This window comes from Anaerolineae bacterium (assembly GCA_025062375.1).
Classification (GTDB): domain Bacteria; phylum Chloroflexota; class Anaerolineae; order SpSt-600; family SpSt-600; genus SpSt-600.
In genome coordinates, this window is record JANXAG010000039.1 from 1 (window position 1) to 16,351 (window position 16,351).

At 53.6% G+C, this 16,351-nt stretch carries 14 protein-coding genes; 4 read left to right on the forward strand and 10 right to left on the reverse strand.

Annotation, left to right across the window (positions count from 1 at the left end; translation table 11 throughout):
- Window positions 1–231 (forward strand): hypothetical protein (locus NZ653_08755; protein MCS7287208.1); only part of this gene is annotated, 231 nt, incomplete at its 5' end.
- Window positions 232–366: 135 nt separating this feature from the next.
- Here NZ653_08755 and lysS read toward each other — a convergent pair.
- From lysS to nifU, 9 genes are all read right to left on the reverse strand, one after another.
- A complete protein-coding gene (gene lysS, locus NZ653_08760; GenBank protein ID MCS7287209.1) occupies window positions 367–1,833 on the reverse strand; it encodes a lysine--tRNA ligase in 1,467 nt (488 codons plus the stop codon).
- 27 nt (window positions 1,834–1,860) lie between these two features.
- On the reverse strand, window positions 1,861–2,337 hold the full coding sequence (gene greA, locus NZ653_08765; GenBank protein MCS7287210.1) for a transcription elongation factor GreA: 477 nt from the start codon (window positions 2,335–2,337) through the stop codon (window positions 1,861–1,863).
- 97 nt (window positions 2,338–2,434) lie between these two features.
- Complete coding sequence (locus NZ653_08770) at window positions 2,435–2,875, reverse strand: NUDIX hydrolase (protein ID MCS7287211.1); 441 nt, start codon at window positions 2,873–2,875, stop codon at window positions 2,435–2,437.
- Window positions 2,872–4,353, reverse strand: a complete 1,482-nt coding sequence (gene gltX, locus NZ653_08775) for a glutamate--tRNA ligase (protein MCS7287212.1) — start codon at window positions 4,351–4,353, stop codon at window positions 2,872–2,874. Before gltX ends, NZ653_08770 begins: the two co-directional genes overlap by 4 nt.
- Window positions 4,350–5,678 (reverse strand): putative aminohydrolase SsnA, encoded by a 1,329-nt coding sequence (gene ssnA, locus NZ653_08780; GenBank protein ID MCS7287213.1) that lies wholly within the window; start codon window positions 5,676–5,678, stop codon window positions 4,350–4,352. Before ssnA ends, gltX begins: the two co-directional genes overlap by 4 nt.
- 1 nt (window position 5,679) lies before the next feature.
- On the reverse strand, window positions 5,680–6,609 hold the full coding sequence (locus tag NZ653_08785) for an ABC transporter permease (protein ID MCS7287214.1): 930 nt from the start codon (window positions 6,607–6,609) through the stop codon (window positions 5,680–5,682).
- Window positions 6,610–6,622: 13 nt separating this feature from the next.
- A complete protein-coding gene (locus NZ653_08790; protein ID MCS7287215.1) occupies window positions 6,623–7,723 on the reverse strand; it encodes an ABC transporter permease in 1,101 nt (366 codons plus the stop codon).
- A gap of 487 nt (window positions 7,724–8,210) precedes the next feature.
- The gene (gene mnmA / locus NZ653_08795; protein ID MCS7287216.1) at window positions 8,211–9,272 is read right to left on the reverse strand and encodes a tRNA 2-thiouridine(34) synthase MnmA; all 1,062 of its coding nucleotides are present in this window, start codon (window positions 9,270–9,272) and stop codon (window positions 8,211–8,213) included.
- The gene (gene nifU, locus NZ653_08800) at window positions 9,269–9,670 is read right to left on the reverse strand and encodes a Fe-S cluster assembly scaffold protein NifU (GenBank protein MCS7287217.1); all 402 of its coding nucleotides are present in this window, start codon (window positions 9,668–9,670) and stop codon (window positions 9,269–9,271) included. The genes mnmA and nifU overlap by 4 nt, the downstream gene beginning before the upstream one ends.
- Window positions 9,671–9,908: 238 nt before the next feature.
- Between nifU and NZ653_08805 the strand changes: the two genes are divergently transcribed.
- A complete protein-coding gene (locus NZ653_08805) occupies window positions 9,909–12,602 on the forward strand; it encodes a YfhO family protein (GenBank protein MCS7287218.1) in 2,694 nt (897 codons plus the stop codon).
- A gap of 1 nt (window position 12,603) precedes the next feature.
- Here the strand turns inward: NZ653_08805 and NZ653_08810 are convergent, their stop codons facing one another.
- Window positions 12,604–13,248, reverse strand: coding sequence for a hypothetical protein (locus NZ653_08810; GenBank protein ID MCS7287219.1), 645 nt, complete (start codon window positions 13,246–13,248; stop codon window positions 12,604–12,606).
- A gap of 628 nt (window positions 13,249–13,876) precedes the next feature.
- Between NZ653_08810 and NZ653_08815 the strand changes: the two genes are divergently transcribed.
- A complete protein-coding gene (locus NZ653_08815; GenBank protein MCS7287220.1) occupies window positions 13,877–14,236 on the forward strand; it encodes a hypothetical protein in 360 nt (119 codons plus the stop codon).
- Between the two features lie 17 nt (window positions 14,237–14,253).
- Window positions 14,254–16,351, forward strand: a 2,098-nt coding sequence (locus tag NZ653_08820) for a hypothetical protein (GenBank protein ID MCS7287221.1), incomplete at its 3' end; no start/stop codon positions are given.

A 16,351-nucleotide genomic window follows, 5' to 3' on the forward strand; every position in this document is an offset into this window, starting at 1 on the left:
GTTTTTCCCGCCCTCGTGGGCATAGGGTTTGCCACGGTTAGGGTCCCACTCGTGGGCGGGATGCGAGAGATGGTTGATCGCTCCCTTTTTAAGGTTTCTGGGGGCACATCCCCCAGGCCCCCTGCCATGGGGCAAGCCCCCTGGACCCCTCAAATTTTTCCCGCCCTCGTGGGCTTAGGGTTTGCCACGGTTTTGGGTCCCACTCGTGGGCGGGATGCAGGGGGTAGCTAATGGCTCCCTTTTAGAGGTTTTGGGGGACACTCCCAAACCCCCAGGATGGGGGCTTCGGCTTCCTCCACCCCCGATTTTTCCCTAGTTTACAGCAGCGTTGCTTTGTTTTGCTTGCGATTATACGATAACAGGTGTTCACAGAGCGCGAAGGTGGGGGAAAAGAATTACTTCCCTTATGGATTGTTTATCGGTCAATACCATTGTCAGGCGATCAATGCCTACGCCCAAGCCTCCAGTCGGAGGCATTCCATGCATCAGGGCTAAGATAAAATCTTCATCAACAGGGTGCGTTTCTTCGTCCCCTCTCTCACGAGCTCTGGCCTGCTCCAGAAATCTCTCCCTTTGGTCCAGAGGGTCATTAAGCTCGCTGAAGGCATTAGCAATTTCCATGCCTCCAATGAAGCCTTCAAACCGCTCTACCAAGTGGGGAGCTTCAGGCTTGCGCTTGGCCAAAGGAGAGATTTCCACCGGATAGTCCATGACGAATATAGGGCCCGTAAGGTGTGGTTCTACATACTCTTTGAACAATTCATCTATCTGTTTGCCCCATGTAGGTTTAGGGTCTACCCTGAGGCCTCTGTTTCTGATGGCCTCCCTGAGGCTCTCCAGGTCTCTGTATTCTTCGAAGTCTATGCCTGTGTGTTCAATAAGCAGTTCTCTCATGGTAGTTCTCGGCCAGGGTGGCGATAGCTCTATTTTCTTCCCAGCGTAAGTTATGGTGGTGGTGCCAAGGGCTTCCATGGCTATGTAGGCTATCATTTCCTCCGTAAGGCGCATCATGTCGTGGTAATCGGCATAGGCCTGGTAGCATTCCATCATAGTGAATTCCGGGTTGTGGCGAGCGTCCACCCCTTCGTTCCGGAAATCCTTGCCTATTTCGTAAACTTTATCAAACCCACCCACTATTAAGCGTTTAAGGTAAAGTTCGTCAGAAATGCGCAGGTAGAAGGAGCTCTCCAGAGCATGATACCAGGTTTCAAAGGGCCTCGCTGCTGCGCCACCGTACAGGGGCTGAAGGATGGGAGTTTCCACCTCCAGAAAGCCTTTGGAGTCCAAAAACCGGCGCATGGCGGTGATTATCTTGCTCCTTATAACGAAAATTTCCCGCACTTCTTCATTGGCCAGCAGGTCCAGATACCGCCGGCGGTAGCGAAGTTCCACATCCTGAAGGCCGTGCCATTTTTCCGGGAGAGGGTGAAGGGATTTGGCCAGGAGGCGGTAATCTTCCACCAATAAAGTTATTTCCCCAGTGCGGGTCCGGAAGATGTTACCGCAGGCTTCTATAAAGTCTCCGATGTCAAAAAAGTCCAGGAAAAAGCGATACCGTTCCTCCCCCAGAAGGTCGCGGCGAAACATCAGCTGGATTTTACCGGTGCCGTCGGCTATGTGGGTGAAAGTGAGGCCCCCCATGTTGCGGAAAGCGATAAGCCTTCCGGTGAGGAATATTTTTTCCTGTCCAAATTTTTCATCCTGCTCAAAGGCTTCTCGCGCCTCTTTGATGGAATGAGTCCGCCGGACTCTTGCCGGGTAGGGGTCTATCCCAAGTTCCCGTAGTTTTTCCAGCTTGCGCAAGCGATGGTAAAACTGATCGGGTAGTTCCAGCTCCTGCAATTTAGCCCTCCGGAGTCTTTACTCAATGCTTATGATCTTGAAGACAATGCGGCCGGCGGGGGCGTTAACTACTACTGTATCGCCAACCTTTGCTCCCATAAGAGCTCTGCCCAGAGGTGATTCGTTGGATATGCGGCCCTGGAGCGGATCCGCTTCGGTGGAACCCACGATCAGGTAGGTTTCCGGTTCAGTGTTCCCTTCTTCCAGGAGGGTCACCTTTGACCCGAGGCACACCCGGTCGTTCCCTTCGGGCCTTTCAATGATTACAGCGTTTTCCAGGATTTTTTCCAGAGTCATTATCCTACCTTCCAGGAAGGCTTGAGCTGTTTTGGCTTCTTCGTAACCAGCATTCTCCGATACGTCTCCTTCAGCTTTGGCCTGGTGAATCTGTTGGGCAATCTCGGCCCTCCTTACAGTCCGGAGGTATTCCAGTTCTTCTTCCAGCTTTTTCTTGCCTTCGGGCGTCAGGTAGAAAACTTTTGTTTGCTTTTCCATGCACACCTCCTGGGGAAATAAAAATAGCCCGCTTCGGGCTTGATTATATTATAACCGGAAAACGGCTCGCAGGCAAAAACCATCAAGGCTACTTTCTTCATCTCCCCCGCGAACTATAGAGAGAAATAGCCCGCTGGAGGAGTTCTTCGGTGCCAGGGGGGAGGGGGACTTCTTCAAGTTCTTCGGGGGAGAACCAGCGGACCTCTTCTACGTCGGAAGAAGGACAAACTCCCAGTTCTTTAGGAAAAGCCAGAAAATCCACAATTACGTAATGAAAGCGAAGTCTGCCCTCGGCATCCCGATGGATGCTGTCCACCACTTCCAGAACTGGCCCTACTTCTATTTCAATGCCGCATTCCTCCTTTACTTCTCGTTTAATGGCTTCCCGGGCTCTTTCTCCCAGTTCAATGACTCCGCCAGGTATGCTCCAGTATCCTCTGGAAGGTTCCTTGCTCCTTTTAACCAGGAGAACTTTGCCCTGGTGAATTATCACTGCTCCTACAGCAGGAATTGGGGTCTCAGGGTATTCGCGTTTCATGAGGCCAATTTTCCCAGAAGTTTCAGGGCTTTTTCCATTCTGGCCAAAGTCCGTTCCCTTCCCAGAATCGCCATAGTGCCGAAGAGAGGAGGAGAAACCTTCTTCCCGGTCACAGCCGTCCTTATGATGCCAAAAAGCTGACCGGCTTTGAGGCCCATTTCAGCTGCGAGCCCTCTGAGGGCCTCTTCAAGGGCTTTTTCCTCAAAGTCCGGCAGTTCCATGATCTTCTCGTAAGCACGCCGAAGTGCTTCCAGGGATTCACGAGGGGTCATCTTATCTCCTACGAGGGCCTCCGGCTCGTAGCTTATCTCTTCCTGGAAGAAGAAATCCACCAGGGCTACAGCGTCGCCCAGGGTCTTTATCCTTTCCTGAATGAGGGGGACGATAGGCTTTACTGTTTCAAATTCAACCTGAAAGCCCGCTTTCTTGAGGAAAAGCGTCAGCCTGCCGGCCAGGTCGTTGGGGTCAAGCTGCCGGATGTAATAGCCGTTCATCCATTCCAGCTTGTCATAGGAGAAAGAAGCTGGAGAGGATTTAACTCTTTCCAGGGAGAAACGCTCAATGAGCTGTTCTTTTGTCATAATTTCAGTGCGGTCATCGTATGACCACCCCACCAGAGCCAGGAAGTTGAACATGGCCTCAGGAAGATAGCCTGCTTCCCGAAACTCTCTCACCAGCACAGGATAGACGCGACCGTCAGCTCCTATGGTCTTGCGTTTGCTGAGTTTCCCTTTGCCTGTTGGGGAAAGGATTAAGGGCAGATGAGCGAACTGAGGTGGCTCCCAACCGAAGCCCTGGTAGAGCAGAACATGCTTGGGGGTTGAGGGTATCCACTCATCGGCCCGCATCACGTGGGTTATCTTCATGAAGTGGTCATCCACCACGTTGGCTAAGTGATAGGTGGGATAGCCATCGGATTTCAGGAGGACGAGGTCTTCAATGTTTACGTTATTAACGGTAATCTCCCCATGGATTAGGTCGCGGAAGGAGGTTTTACCCTCCAGAGGGACTTTAAGGCGGATAACGTAGCTTCTCCCTTCGGCTTCCAGAGCTGCTCTTTCCTCATCGGAGAGGAAGCGGCAGTGGCGGTCGTAACTTGGGGGTTGTTTTTTGCGCCGCTGCTCTTCTCTCAAGCGCTCAAGTCTTTCCTGGGAGCAAAAGCATTTGTAGGCCCAGCCTCGCTCGATCAATATATGAGCATATTTCTGGTAGAGTTCAAGGCGCTGGGATTGGAAGTAAGGTCCATAGGGTCCTCCTACAGCTGGTCCTTCATCCCACTCCAGCCCAAGCCACCTGAGGCCCTCCATTATATCTTCCAGGGAATCAGGGACGTAACGGGTGCGGTCAGTGTCCTCTATTCTGAGGATGAAAGAGCCCCCGTGGCGACGGGCAAAGAGCCAGTTGAAGAGGGCTGTTCTTGCCCCTCCTACATGAAGGTAACCGGTGGGACTCGGTGCAAAGCGAACTCTTACCGTCACAACCTCCTCCACAATTTTAACGCTAACTCCTGCGAGCGGGCGGTGATTTCCTCTTCGTCCAGGGTAAGAAGTTTTCCTTTTTCCATCAGTATTTTACCACCCACAATCACAGTGTCAACCCCTGTCCCATCCACTCCAAAGATTATGTGCCACGGGTAATTGCTTTCGGTGATGGGCGTTGTAGGGTGATAATTGATGATTATGATGTCAGCCCAGGCGCCTGGTTCAAGGGTTCCCAGAGGCCTTTCGGGCCAGAAGAGGCTCGCTGTTCTGGTGTTGTGGGTGAAAGCCATTTTCAGGATTAAATCTGCTCCTATCGCCTGGGGATCAAGTTTTGCCAGTCTGTGGACCAGGTAAGCGGTGTGCATTTCCACGAACATGTTGTTGGAAAAGCCATCGTTCCCGAGGCCCACTTCTATGCCTCTGGCCAGCATCTCTATCACCGGAGCTGTTCCTACAGCGTTGTTCATGTTGGAGCGAGGGTTATGGACTACCCTGGTTCCGGTTTCTTTCAGGATTTCTATCTCCCTTTCATTCACATGGACGCAGTGAGCAGCGATGGTTTTGGAGCCCAGGATTCCAAAACGGTGCAGCCTTTCCACCACTCTAAGTCCCGAACGGCGCAGGGAGTCTTCCTGGTCGGCCTTGTCTTCAGCTACGTGGAGATGGAAACCTGATTCAAGGCTATAGGCAGAAGCCGCACATTTCTCCAGGGTTTCATCCGAGAGGGTTAGGGAGGCGTGAAGGCCGAAAGTAGCCCTTATCAGGCTTCCCTTTTCCCGGCTCTTGCGGATGAAGCGCTCGTTTTCCCGAACCCCCGCCTCCATCCGTTCCTGGCCATCGCGGTCTGTTACTTCGTAGCAGAGGCAGGCCCTCAAACCAGCCTGCTCTACCGCTTCGGCGATGATGTCTAGACTTCCGTCGATGGCTCCCTGGGAAGCGTGGTGGTCAATCAGGGTTGTTGTTCCGTGCTTGATGGCGTCCACAAGGCAGACCAGGGTGCTATAGCGGATGTCCTCATAAGAGAGGGTTTTATCCAGGCGCCACCAGAGCTTTTCCAGGATATGGGGGAAATTCCGGGGAGGCTCCCCGGGGATAGCCATGCCCCGGGCGAAGGCTCCGTAAAAGTGAGTGTGGGCACAGATGAGCCCGGGCATGAGCAATTTATCTCTGGCATCCATGATTTTTTCGCCCGGATGGCGTTTGATCAGTTCCGAAGCTGGGCCCAGGTCGGCGATCTGGTCTCCTCTTACGAGGATCGCCCCACCTATAAGGATCGGGGTTTTGGGGTCGAAAGTTAAGACAGTTCCTCCCAGGATAAGCATGTTACTTTTCCTCTCTTGAATATGGAAGGCCGAGGGCTGAGGGCGCTCCGATGCGCCTGCGCATCACTTCGCCTGAGGCAAACACAAGGACCAGGATAGTGAGGATGAAGGGTAAGGTGTTCAGGAGGTTGGGGGAGATTCCGAGGGGTTGAAGGCGATACTGAAGGACTTTCACTCCTCCGAAGAGGTAGGCACCGAGGACAGCTCGCACCGGACTCCATAGGGAGAAAATAGTCAGGGCTATTACGATCCAGCCGGCTCCGGCTGTCATACCTTCAATCCAAGAAGGGGTGTAGACTATTGAGAGGTAAGCGCCGGCGACGCCCGCCAGCACGCCCCCGATAAAAGTGCAGAGGTAACGGATAGCAAAGACATTAACCCCCATGGCATCGGCAGTGGCGGGGTCTTCCCCCACAGAACGAATGCTTATCCCCAGGCTTGTTTTGTACAGGATGAACCACATTATGGGAACCAGGAGCATGGCCACGTAGGCGAGGGGATCAAACCGGAAAAGAAGGGGACCGAGCACAGGGATATCGCTCAAGACGGGGATTTGTATTTCCGTGAGCTTGGCGGAGGCGGGCAGGGGCACTCCAATGAAGCGCCTGCCTATGAGGCCACTCAATCCTGTTCCGAACATGGTGAGGGCGAGGCCTGAGACTACCTGGTTTCCTCTCAGGTTTATGCATACAAAAGCGTGAATGAGGGAAAGGATTCCTCCCATTAAGGCGGCTGCGGCGATTCCAGCCCATGGGTTGCCGGTGTAGAGAGCAGTGGAGAACCCCATGACGGCTCCCACCAGCATCATTCCCTCAACCCCAAGGTTTAGGATACCGGAACGCTCGGCATAAATTTCCCCGAGAGTCCCGAAGAGCAGAGGGGTCCCTGCAGGGACAGCAGCGCGCAGGGTTTCGAGGATAAAATCCAGCATGAGACCTCCTCCTTTAGGGGGATAGCTGCGCTTTCTTTCTTTCGGGCCTGGCCAGTGAGATGCGGTAACGCAGGAGGATTTCCCCACCGATCAGGAAAAAGAGGATGGCGCCGTTGAACATGTGGATGGTGGGCACGGGCAGGCCGAGGGAAACCTTGAGAGCGTCGCCTCCTACCAGAAGCCCGCCGAAGAGGAAAGAAGTCAGGATAACTATGAGCGGGTTTAGCTGAGCCAGCCAGGTCACGATTATGGCTGTAAAGCCATAGCCTGGAGAGATACCGTGGGGGTAGCGCAGGCGGGCATGGATACCAGCTACTTCGCCGACCCCTGCCATTCCTGCAAGTCCTCCGCTTATTATCATCACCAGAAGGGCTACTCGAAGGTAAGGGATCCCGGCGTAATGAGCGGCTCTGGGGTTATCGCCTGTTACCCTGAGCTCATAACCCCATTTGGTGCCCATCAGGAAAAAGTAAGCCAGGATGGCAGCGACAATTCCCAGAATCAGAGTGGGGTAATGGATGCGGGTTCCTGGCACTGTGGGCAGTATGGCAGCGTCGGGGAATCTATCGGAGTAGGGGAATCCCCATTCTTTAAGCCCTTTCCATGGGCCGTAAACCAGGTAATTGACAACTTCAACGGCTACGTAAACCAGCATTAGGGAGGTAATCACTTCGTTTACCTGGAGCTTAGCTCTGAGGAGGGCCGGGATAAGGGCCCAGAGGGCTCCGGCCAGGAATCCTGCTGCAAACATGGTGGGGCGAACCGCCCAGGAAGGCAGCGTGAGGGGGAAAAAGAGGGCCACCCATGTAGCACCAACGGCCCCCATCAAGAGCTGGCCTTCGGCTCCAATGTTCCAGAAATGGGCCTTAAAGGCCAGAGCCAGCCCCGTCCCGCACAGGAGCAGCGGTATGGCTTTTACAGTGGTCTCGGAAAGGCCGTAGAGGCTACCAAAGGAGCCGGTAAAGATTTTGGTATAGGCATAAATGGGGTTTATTTTCACTGCCCAAAACACTATGGCTATGGCCACGAAAGCCAGGAGGAGGGAGATGGCGTTGACCACAACCCTTAGCCAGCCCGGGACAGTGTAACGCCTCTCAATACGAATCTGGAGCATAGCTCTTCCTCCCTGGTGCAGGTTCGGTTTTATTATCCACAAAACGGGTTTAAAGGTCAAACGGGGGATGGAGGCAAATGAAGGGGTTAAAACTTTTTCCTTACTGCATCCAGGCCCCCTGGACCCTCGATTTTTCCCGCCCTCGTGGGCCTGAGGTTTGCCACTGTTCTGGGTCCCACTCGTGGGCGGGATGCAGGAGGTGGTTGATTGCTCCCTTTTTAAGGATTCTGGGGGCACATCCCCCAGGCCCCCTGCCATGGGGCTATGCCCCCTGGACCCCTAAAATTTCCCACCCACGTGGGCATGTGGTTTGCCAAGGTTCTGGGTCCCACTCGTGGACGGGATGCAGGGGATGGCTGATTGCTCCCCTTTTTAGGTTTCTGGGGGCGCTTTCCTTCAGTTACTGCAGAGGTAGGAGATTGCCAGGCTTCGCTTGCGGTGATATGCCAATATCTTTCACTCGCAATCGCAGGGTGGGTGGTTTTTCCTAACTCTGGATGATCCCTCCTCCAAGGACTTCATCTCCGTCGTAAAAGACTACAGCCTGGCCCGGAGCTGCGCCTACCACTGGGGCTTTGAAGGTTACTTTAACCCGACCTTGTTTTTCTGGATTAATTACAGCTTCCTGCTCTGGAGCCCGGTAACGGATGCGCGCCCTAACTTCAATGGGCCCCTCGGGAAAATGGCCCGAGATGAAGTTTACTTCGCCAGCTAAAATTTCACTGCGCCCCTGTTCCTCAGCCGTGCCTACAATCAAAGCATTGCGCACTGGATCTTTGCTTATCACGTAAAGCCGCTTGCCATAAGGGATCCCGAGGCCAAAACGCTGACCTACAGTGTATAAAGGCAAGCCCTTGTGGGTTCCTAAAAAGCGGCCCTTTGTGTCGTAAATGGGTCCATGGCGAAGGGCTTCAGGGATGTAGAGACGTAGGAAATCACGGTAATCGTTCCCTGCAATAAAACAGAGTTCCTGGCTTTCCTCCCTTTCAGCCGTAGGAAGCCCCAGTTCCCGGGCTATCCCCCGAACTTGCTCTTTCGTGAACCAGCCCAGGGGAAAAAGAAGCCTGGCAAGCTGTCCTTGAGTGAGCATGTAAAGGACGTAGGATTGGTCTTTGGCAGGGTCAATACCCTTGAGCAGTTTGTATTGTCCGTTGGCTTTAACTATGCGGGCATAATGGCCTGTGGCCAGGTAATCCGCCTCCAGAGCCATAGCCCTCCGAAGGAGAAGGTCAAATTTTATAAACCTGTTACAGGATAGACAAGGATTGGGAGTTATGCCGGAAGCATAGCCCCGGATAAAAGGAACCACTACTTTATCGTAGAAAGGCTCTCTGAAGTCCAGAACGTAAAAAGGGATGCCCAAAATTTCAGCCACCTGGCGAGCCATTTCTACCGCCACTGGGGGACAGCACCGATTTTCCCCGTCCCCCTGGGCCCAGAGCCGCATCATTACTCCTATAACCTCATACCCTTCTTTAAGCAATAAAGCGGCGGCAACAGAACTATCAACTCCGCCGCTCATTGCTATTACAACCCTTCCCTTTCTCATTTCCCCTCTTCGCCGATGTTCAGAACAACCCCCGGATTTCTCCGCAAGTAATCCTCAATAGCTTTATGAACGGCCTCTGCAGCAAGATTGCTGCAATGCATTTTATTGGGGGGAAGTCCCCCAAGAGCTTCAGCTACCGCTTTACGGGACAGTTTCAGGGCTTCTTCAAGGGTTTTGCCTTTGACCAATTCCGTAGCCATGGAACTCGTAGCAATGGCCGCACCGCATCCCAGGGTCCGGAACTTTATATCCACAATTCTTCCTTCCTTCACTTTTATGAACATCTCCATAACATCCCCACAGACCGGGTTCCCGACCCTGGCTACGCCATCGGCGTCTTCTATAACCCCAACATTGCGGGGGTTCGTGAAATGCTCCCAGACAAGTTCACTATACATGGTTGCCTCCTTGAAAAATTCCGACTTTTAAGTCGGTTTTTATTTTACCACCAGGTTACCGTCAGGTCAAGGGGATTTTCCTGCTCCAGACCGACGGGCAGGTGTGGCCAAGGTTAACCTTAGGGCCTGGTGGGCAAGGAGGGGGCATGCCATTGGACATTATGAGCTAAGCAGTGTTGGATTGCGAACTTAGGGGTGCAAGGTATAATAACTTAGGCCATTTCCATGGAGGCTAAAATTGGGCAAAAAAGCTCATTTCCTGGCTATTGTCTTTCTCGCCTGTATAGTTGTCCTTCTGGCCCGCAACCTGCTTTTAACTAACCGTATCCTGGTCGGCCTTGACCTTTTCACTTACTTTTATCCTTACTGGCATCTCGCAGCTGAAGCTATAAAAGAAGGCCGTATTCCCCTCTGGAATCCGTATATCTTCATGGGTAGCCCGCTGCTGGCCAATATCCAGCTCTCTTTCTTATACGGGATAAATTGGCCCTTTATTGTTTGGCTTTCACCACCTCATGCGGTAAAGCTTTCCATTGCACTCCATCTTTGCCTGGCAGGCTTCTTCACTTGGCTTCTGGCCAGGAAAAGGCTGGGGCTTTCCTCTTCGGCTTCGCTCTTCTCTGCGCTGGGATTTTCAGCGGGTGGGTTTCTGGTGGCCCAGGCCGAGCATATTAACCAGCTGGAGGTAATGACCTGGCTGCCCTTTTTCATCCTCCTGATGGAGAGCAATCCCATTGCAGCTGCTTTTATTTTCTGCCTCATGACCTTTGCCGGGCACCTGCAGGCTCTTTACATAAGCCTCACGGCCGTGGGCCTGTATTCCTTGTTTTCCAGCTTCTATAACAGAGGAAGAAGCTTCTTTAAGCTCCTGATCGCCTGCGGGATTGGGTCAGGGCTGGCAGCTGTTCAGCTTATCCCCACCCTGGAACTGGCAGGCCTGTCTATCCGGAGCCAGGGACTATCCTATCAGGATGCTACGGCCTTTTCTCTGCGTCCTTTTTTAATAGCTTATTCTTTCCTTCCCCCGATAGCTCTCAACCCCGAGGTCATATTCGGAAGCAGGGCTTTCACCGAATACATGGCTTATGGTGGGATCATATGCCTGCTCCTGGCCGTCGCTGGCTTCCTTTCTCCTGGAAAAAAGAAGTGGCCTTGGGTGGCGATGGTTTTCCTGGGGTTGTTCCTGGCTTTAGGGCGAGCTAATCCCTTTTACCGCCTTCTTTATGAATTTGTCCCGGGCTTTTCTTCCTTCAGAGCCCCGGCCCGGTGGGGGCTCCTTTGGGCCCTGGGAATCCCCGTTTTGGCGGGGATCGGTCTGGACAATCTGCCCTCTTTATCTTTAAGGGTCTACCTGTCCCTCCTGGGGGTGGGCTTTCTGGCACTCATGCCTTCCTTGTGGCTATCACCGCCGCCTCTTCCCACTTTGATAGCATGGGGAATTGCGAGTTTGGTGGGTCTGGCTTTAATTTTGGCGATACGGGCCAGAAGCCTCCCTTCCTGGCCCGCGATCTTTATCTTAGCCTCTGAGCTTCTTCTGGCAGCAGGGAGCATGCCATTGAATCATCCCACTGCTCCTCAGGCCTTTTCCACCTGGCGGACGGCACCCCTCCATCTGGCTTTAGTACAAGAAAAAGGGGAATTGTTCCGCTTCCTTTCCTTCTCATCCCTCGTATTTGACCCAGGTGACATGGCAGAGATGCGTTCGGCATACCTTGGGATCCTAGGGGATAAGGCTTTTTACGAGCATGTGGTAGCCATAAAGCAGAAGGAAATTTTAGCGCCTAACCTACCCGCCCTTTATGGCTTTCAGACTGTTGACGGTTACGATGGTGGGTTGTTGCCCCTGAGGGATTTTGTGGAAGTTACAAAGCCCATGCATTATGCTGGCCAGAAAGCTATGGATGGCAGGCTTTATCAGTTTGTCCATAGCATACCCCCTGATCCCTTGCTGGACCTTTTCAACGTGCGCTTTCTGATAGCCGATAAAGTCTACGATCTGTGGGTGGAGGGAGTTTACTACGATTTAAGCCTTGGAGCTTCCCTCAAAGCAGGCGAGGTTTTAACGGTTACCCTTCCGGAGGCTTTCCCTGCCACAGGCATCGGCTTTATTTCTTGGATTGAGGGGAAAGCTTTAGAGTATGGAGCACCAGTAGCAGAGGTGGAAATTTTCCCAGAGGAAGGTCAAAGCCGGCTTTATCTCCTCAGGGCAGGGGAGGATACATCCCACGAGTTCTGTCAGGGAGAAGGGTGTGCACGCCTTGTGGGCAGGATGCCTGATTTTTCTGAACCAGCCATGCGGGGTTCCGGCCTGTATTACTCTGCGCGAGAGTGGGGGCAGTGGGAAAAGGTGAAAAGAGTCGTTTTCCGGGGCCTGCTGGAAGAAGGCCAATGGCATCTAAAAGGCTCTTCTCTTTTCAACAAGCCAGCAGGTGCTTTCCAGCCTCTTGCCGTTTCCGACCAGGGTCCTTTTGCCCTGGTGCATTCGGGCGACGTCAAAATCTACGAGAACCTGGATTGTTTGCCAAGAGCAATGATAGTGCACGGGGAAGAGGCTGTCCCGGAGGAGCTGGAAAATCCCTCCGCGTTAGAGGAAATAGTGAGGAGCAGTTTTAATCCTGAGGAAAAGGCCTCCATAGAACACTATGAAGAGGAAAGGGTGGTGGTCAGAGTGCGCCTGACCGAACCCGGTTATCTGGTGCTGACGGACGCATTCTATCCGGGATGGGAAGCCCATTCCCTTCGGCATGGCCCGCTCCCGATACGAAAGGTTTGGGGATACTTTCGGGCTGTAAGCCTCCCTGAAGGAGATGATACGATAGAGTTTATCTACAGACCGCAATCCTTCAGGATTGGTTTAGTTTTGAGTTCAGTGACAATGCTTGCCCTTGCGGTCGTAATCTTCAGAAAAGCCTCTGGCTCCATCCAGGCCTGAATCAGCGGAGTGGTGGAAACTCGTCCTCGCCCACTTCTTCGGTAGCGGCGGTGCCGCCGACAACCGGGTGCAGAGTGACGTGCCAGGCAGTAGCAGTGGTGGGGGTTGTGGTATAAGGGAAGCTGTCCTCAAAGACCTCGCGTCTTACTTTGCGGGTAAACTGACCCCTTTTTTCATCCCAATCTTCGCCCATCATGAAGAAGAGCTTGTAAACCCCGTCGGGTATCCCGGAGACAGTAAATTCATCGTGGGCCTGAATGTATACCGCAAAGAGGGTTTCACCTTCAGGAGTGGTGAAGACCACGATGGCATCCAGGTCGGTGCCGTTTTCCACCTTTAACTCGCCGTAGCCGTCAAGGGAAATGGCCTGCTTGATGAAAGTGCCGGTGTTCAAGCGGCGCGGGGGCAGGGTTGGGGTAGGTGTTGGTGTCTTTGTCGGAGTCACAGTAGGGGTAGGAGTTTGGGTAATAGTGGGAGACGGAGTTGGGGTCATGGTGGGGGTTGGAACTAAAGCTTGAGCGGTCATGGTGGCGTAAATTTTAGCAGCTATTTCAGTGGCTAAAGCATTGCGTTCTGCCCGGGAGGGCCCACAGGCTGCCAGTGTAGCCCCAAGGGAAAAAGTTAGCAAAACGATCAGCAACTTCATTTTTAACCTCCCCGGTGTGATTAACCTTTAGCCTCAGGGACCGAGCCCTGTGAGCCATCTGTGCGCAGCTCGGATGAGCAGGAAAAGAGCTAATAGAGCTACTAATCCGAGGATCGTGAGGCAAGCAGATATGGTTTTTTCCGGAGAACCTCTACTGGAAACGCGCAGTCCGGCGATCCCGCTCGCTATTGTAAATAAAGCGCTCATGAGGAGGACGATAAAGGCATAAAGCGAGGCTAAACAACAAGCTGCTCCGCTGCATCCATCCACGAGTGCCCTGCTCTCCTTAGCGCGCTTCTGGAAGCGGCCCTGCCTTCCTTTAAAGGCTCTCTTTAGCTGCTTTTGTGGAGGAGGACAAGGAGTCCTACCTTTTACAGTCTCCCCAAGGCTCAGGCGCAGCTGGTTTAATTTCATTTTACACCAAACTTTTCCAATTTCCAAACCGCAGGCCGTCGGGTGTATATGACTGTTAGGGAAACCAAAAACTTGCCCTTATTGCGGAAGTTGTTCTATGGGTTCCTCCCTCGGTTATCAAAACTTGCCAGCCAGGTGCATGATGGTTACCTGACTAAATCGTTTTGAAATTAAGCCAATTTTGGTATATAATATCCTCAAAGGAGGTATTGCAATGGCGCTAAGGATTTTGATTGTGGTCATCATTGCAGCTTTTATCCTGGCCCTACAGCTTCCTCCGCCTTCAGTTATTGCAGGCTTTACCCCTACTTTTACACCCTTACCCCCGACGCCAACGCCTGTAGTGCCAACCCCCACTCCTGTTCCTCCGACGCCAACCCCTGTAGTGCTGACTCCCACTCCTGTTCCCCCGACGCCAACCCTTGAAGTGCCAACCCCATTACTTCCAACCCCAACACCTATGCCTCCTCTGCCAGTCACTGGAGGAGAGATTACAAGGAAAGAGGCTTTGTTTGTTATTTTGCTGATTTTTTTGCTCTTTTCTGCGCTGAAGCTGGTTGAAGAGGAGGCTTAATAGCTAAAGGGGGAAAAATGCTCATACTTGTGCCTTTTCTGGTTTCGTTCTTATTTTTCGGTCTTTTGGTTTTGATTAAAAATGCCCGCCACCTGAAGTCTGTAAGGTGGGCGCAGGTTCTTCGCTCCGGGGTGATAATTCTTTCCCTGCTTCTTTCTCACTTCCCCCACCCCCTTCCTGAGGTCAGGGCTTCCTATCAGGGTGATTTCTGTCCGCTGAAGCCACCTCATCCTCAAATTGCATCTAAAGTTGTGGGTAAAACGCCCGAGACCTCCCTCAGCACTATCCATAGCCACAATGTCACTGTTATTGGCCCATCCGCACCCATCAATAATTGCGAAGTTGTTACTTTTACCATAGTTGCCGTCAACAATACCATTACCGCTACTAACGTAATTATCACCAGCACGATGCCCGCCGGTTTTACGCCAACCCAGATTGTCTTCCCCATTGGCACGGTAGGTCCCAACCAGGTCATCACCCGCCATGCGGGCTTTTATGCCACCTGCCTGGCTGCCTCCGGGCAGAATGTGGTCACTCTCACCCAGGACGGAGCGCCCCCTATTGTGAGGTACACTGACTTCGTGGTGAACCCCGGCGCCATTACCGTCCGCAAGGAGCCTGCCGTTGTCCAGGCGGCGGCCGATGAGGTGGTCACCTGGACCGTCTACGTGGAGAACACCGGCTACGGCACTGTCTCCAACGTCCGGGTGACGGATACGCTGGGGAGCGGGCTCCAGTACGTTTCCGGGATCACGTCGGCCTATTTTGTCTCCATCCCCGTCGGCGGCGTGGTCACGTTCCCCATCGCCGCGCGCGTCGTCGGCTGCTCCGGCCTGGAAAACGTGGTCACCGCCACCTGGGGCTGCAATGGCGAGACGTGCCTGGCCCCCCAGACGGCCAAGGGAGCGGTGGATCTTAGGATGACCAACCCGGATCTGAACTTCTCCCTGCCCACCTTCAGGATGCCCTACTGCGATGGCTCTGGTGTCTTTACGATCCCGATCCAGAACGTCGGCGATGGCACTGCCTACTCCGGCAAGCTGGCGGTGGATCTTTCTCCCTTCAGTGTGACGGTCGCCCCGCCGGCCTTTTACTCCGGCGGCGCGTTCCATCTGCCCCCCATCGTGCCTGGAGGGACCTACACTCTGGTCTTCACTCTGACGCTACCTTCCAACGTTTGCAATATGCCCAGCAGTGGCACTTTCAACTTTAACCTGGAATATTACGATCGTTGCAATCACCGTTACACTGAAGTACCTCAGTCTGCCGCCTGGCAGCTGGTAAATGTGTCTCAGCTAAGCGTAAGCAAATTTATGCCCCGTGAGGTCTACCGGGGCCAGACCGTCACCACCACCATCTCCGTCAACGCCGAGGACATCGTCGGGACTGTCGTCGTCACTGATCAGGTCCCGGCGGGATGGAGCGTGGTGAATCCAGCGGGTGGCAGCGTATTCACCGTGGGCGGCGTTACCTACATCACTTGGACGCTGACCAGCACGGCTGTCCTGAACCCTGTTTTTGCCACCCCTGACGCGGCCACCGGCTGCCAGTATTGTGGCACTGAGGCTACGAATATTGTCACCGCCGTCACCCGGGATTGCCAAAACTGCCTCCAGACAGCCACCGCGGAGGCCCGGACCTATCTCCAGTGCCATGAGCCGGTGGCTCTCTCTTTCAAGCAGGTCTCCGGCCCCGCCGAGGTCTGCTCAGACCCGGCCTACATCTACACGAACACATACGCTTTTGCAGGGACCTTTGTGGTGACCCCCACCTGGCAGGGAATGGTCTTCACCGATGCCCTTCCCTACCAGACTTACATCCCCGATAGTGCATCAGTCTGGATGAGCGACGGCTCTCAGACCTGCACGGCGATCTTCTCGGCAAACGTCGTGGCCGGGATGTTGGTCATCTCCAACATTTCACCAACCTGCCCCATCACCGTCCCCGGTGCCACAATGTGGATCTCTTACCGGACGGCGGTGGCTGAACCTTTCACTTGCTCTGATTTTGAGTGGTATGACTGGTCCTACTTGAATCTGGGAGTAACAGGCAACGCCGAGTGTGCGGTGGACGGTGTGATAGAAGAGGGCGTCTTTGTCCAGACCCTGGCTC

Coding starts and splice junctions, on each gene's coding strand:
- NZ653_08790 (MCS7287215.1), bottom strand. CDS start 7,723: ATGCTCCAGATTCGTATTGAGAGGCGTTACACTGTCCCGGGCTGGCTA.
- NZ653_08810 (MCS7287219.1), bottom strand. CDS start 13,248: ATGAAGTTGCTGATCGTTTTGCTAACTTTTTCCCTTGGGGCTACACTG.
- NZ653_08770 (MCS7287211.1), bottom strand. CDS start 2,875: ATGAAACGCGAATACCCTGAGACCCCAATTCCTGCTGTAGGAGCAGTG.
- greA (MCS7287210.1), bottom strand. CDS start 2,337: ATGGAAAAGCAAACAAAAGTTTTCTACCTGACGCCCGAAGGCAAGAAA.
- mnmA (MCS7287216.1), bottom strand. CDS start 9,272: ATGAGAAAGGGAAGGGTTGTAATAGCAATGAGCGGCGGAGTTGATAGT.
- NZ653_08815 (MCS7287220.1), top strand. CDS start 13,877: ATGGCGCTAAGGATTTTGATTGTGGTCATCATTGCAGCTTTTATCCTG.
- NZ653_08785 (MCS7287214.1), bottom strand. CDS start 6,609: ATGCTGGATTTTATCCTCGAAACCCTGCGCGCTGCTGTCCCTGCAGGG.
- nifU (MCS7287217.1), bottom strand. CDS start 9,670: ATGTATAGTGAACTTGTCTGGGAGCATTTCACGAACCCCCGCAATGTT.
- ssnA (MCS7287213.1), bottom strand. CDS start 5,678: ATGCTTATCCTGGGAGGAACTGTCTTAACTTTCGACCCCAAAACCCCG.